The 1,804-nt window shown below is 67.2% G+C and carries 1 protein-coding gene; it reads right to left on the minus strand.

What is annotated here, in order from left to right:
• Nucleotides 1-1,466, minus strand: a 1,466-nt coding sequence (locus tag I53_RS05670; RefSeq protein WP_043347654.1) for a cache domain-containing protein, incomplete at its 3' end; no start/stop codon positions are given.
• Nucleotides 1,467-1,804 lie beyond the last annotated feature (338 nt).

Below are 1,804 nucleotides of genomic sequence, written 5' to 3' on the forward strand. Positions count from 1 at the left end.
GCCTGCACGCGATGTCCCGTCTCGTCGGCTTGGTACACGGCCGTCCGGGCGAGGCGTGACGAGCCTGCGACCTGCCCGGCGATCTCGCGCACGCTCGCGCCGAGCTCCTCGGCCGCAACCGCGACGGTGCGGACGCTGGTCGAGGCTTGGTCGGCGGCCGCAGCGACGCTGCTGGATCGTGCCGCGGCCTGCGTGGCGGTGTTTGTCAGGGCTTGGGCGGTGGCGTGAAGCTCGGACGCCGCCGACGACACCGAACCGACGATCGTGCCCACGGCCTCTTCGAAACCATCGGCGAGCGCCGCCATGGCCCGCTTGCGCTCCGCTGCGGCCGACGCCTCGGCCGAGCGCCGAGTCTCTTCCTGCTCACGTGCCTTCTGCGCCACAACGGCCTTGATACCCTCGACCGCCCGCCCGACCATCCCGATCTCGTCCCGGCGCCTGGCCTCGGCGATCTCGGTATCGAGGTCGCCGAGGCTCATGCGCTGAAGGACTTCCACAAGTCGGTCTAGGGGATGTGCGACAGTCGCGGCCATCATCCGGCTGACGGTGACGGCCAGCAGAAGCAGCGTGATCGCGGTTGCGATGGCCAAGTTCTGCGCGAGATGCGTGATGGGTGCGAACGCGGTGGCGTGGTCGACCGAAAGCGCGATGTACCAGTCGAGCGCCGGCGGCAGGTTTGGGACGCGCGCGAAGACCGTGCGGACGGACCGTCCCGCCTCGCGCGTGTCCACCGCCCGACCGGCGGCGATGCCGGGAACCGGACCGTCGATCAGCTCCGACAGGGGCTTGCCGATGAACGCGGCCCGCGGGTGGATCAGGATCGTGCCCGCGCCCGAGACCAGATAGGCATAACCGCCGTCACCCGGCGCGACCTCGGTGATCATCCGGGCAAGAACCGAGACGTCGAAATCGCTTCCGACCACGCCGCCGAGACCGTGCGCCGCATCCTTCACCGGCGCCGCCGCCGTGATGATGAAGGTGCCGCGACTGGCGGAGATGTACGGCTCGGTCAGGATCGGGCCGTCCGTCGCGGCGGCCTCCTTGTACCACGGACGCTGACGCGGATCGTAACCCGGCGGAATCTCGGCCTTGGGCATCTTGGTGTAGAACCCGTCCGGACGCCCGAAGAAGCTGACGTAGAACGAGTCGCGGATGATGGGCGCGTCGAGCACCCGATCCGTGTCCGACTCACGGCCGCCAGCGGTGATCTGCTGAGCCATCATCTGCGTCAGATCGAGCTTGCCGCGCAGCCAGTTGCCGACACTGCGGGCGGCAGATCCGCTCAGGCTCGACATGCTGGCGTCGACGTCGCCCTGCAGGGTGCTGGACTGGGACAGGTACAGATAGGACGAACAGGCGACGAGGGCCGCCGATACGATCGCGAGAATCAGGAGTGTCGCGCGACCCGATATCCCGACGCGTCCACGGCGTGCCGCTCCAGAAAAGCCACCGATTTCAATCGACATGCACACCCCGATCTTCAGGAGTCGCGCCTGACGAGGCCTAATTCAAACCTAAACCGCGACCTGTGGCGTCTGTGTTCTTTTTATCAGATCGTGGATGGCATGGATCAGGACGTCGATCAGGCGCGACACCATTTCCCGCGCAAAGCCGGTCCGCGCCTTGTCGGGCGCGGACCGGATCGACGGTGATGATCGTGTGCTTTGCTTGCGCCGGTGTGTCGGCGGCCGGAAGAGCCGTTTCGACCGACGCGCGGCCAGGCGTTAGGCCGGGATCACGTCCACGATCTCGTAGGTGTCGGGGTCGATGATCACGATGTCGTCGCGCACGAGGATGAACTCGT

Origin of the sequence: Methylobacterium sp. B1, from assembly GCF_000333255.1 — a bacterium.
Taxonomy (GTDB): Bacteria; Pseudomonadota; Alphaproteobacteria; order Rhizobiales; family Beijerinckiaceae; genus Methylobacterium; species Methylobacterium fujisawaense.